This is a genomic window from Enterobacter cloacae complex sp. P13B (genome assembly GCF_014895915.1).
Taxonomy (GTDB): Bacteria; Pseudomonadota; Gammaproteobacteria; order Enterobacterales; family Enterobacteriaceae; genus Enterobacter; species Enterobacter bugandensis.
This window is the reverse complement of sequence record NZ_JADBQN010000082.1, coordinates 1-1,019: the sequence shown is the minus strand read 5'-3', so window position 1 is coordinate 1,019 and position 1,019 is coordinate 1. Positions and strand designations below refer to the sequence as shown.

At 53.5% G+C, this 1,019-nt stretch carries 1 protein-coding gene; it reads right to left on the bottom strand.

Translation table 11 applies throughout. From position 1 onward, the window contains the following. Nucleotides 1-1,019, bottom strand: a 1,019-nt coding sequence (gene tuf, locus IM273_RS21840; RefSeq protein WP_126818845.1) for an elongation factor Tu, incomplete at both ends; no start/stop codon positions are given.

Here is a 1,019-nt window from a genome sequence, read left to right as displayed (position 1 = left end):
AGAACTTTAGCAACAACGCCCGCGCCAACGGTACGGCCGCCTTCACGGATTGCGAAACGCAGACCGTCGTCCATCGCGATTGGGTGGATCAGAGTCACAACCATCTTGATGTTGTCGCCTGGCATTACCATCTCTACGCCTTCTGGCAGTTCGATGGTACCGGTCACGTCAGTTGTACGGAAGTAGAACTGTGGACGGTAGCCTTTGAAGAACGGAGTATGACGGCCGCCTTCGTCTTTGGACAGAATGTACACTTCAGATTCGAACTTGGTGTGTGGCTTGATTGAGCCTGGCTTCGCCAGAACCTGACCACGTTCGATTTCTTCACGTTTGATACCACGCAGCAGAACACCAACGTTCTCACCAGCACGGCCTTCGTCCAGCAGTTTGCGGAACATTTCAACGCCAGTACAGGTAGACTTCGCAGTCTCTTTGATACCAACGATTTCAACTTCTTCACCAACTTTGATGATACCGCGCTCTACACGACCGGTAACAACGGTACCACGACCGGAGATGGAGAATACGTCTTCGATTGGCAGCAGGAATGGCTTGTCAATCGCACGCTCTGGTTCTGGGATGTAAGAATCCAGGAAGCCAGCCAGTTCGATGATTTTCGCTTCCCACTCTGCGTCGCCTTCCAGCGCTTTCAGCGCGGAACCACGAACGATTGGAGTGTCGTCGCCCGGGAAATCGTACTGAGACAGCAGTTCACGAACTTCCATCTCTACCAGTTCCAGCAGCTCTTCGTCATCAACCATGTCGCATTTGTTCAGGAACACGATGATGAAAGGAACGCCTACCTGACGACCCAGCAGGATGTGCTCACGAGTCTGAGGCATTGGGCCGTCAGTCGCAGCAACAACCAGGATCGCGCCGTCCATCTGCGCAGCACCGGTGATCATGTTTTTAACATAGTCGGCGTGGCCTGGGCAGTCTACGTGTGCGTAGTGGCGAGTCGGGGTGTCGTACTCAACGTGAGAGGTGTTGATGGTGATACCACGAGCTTTTTCTTCTGG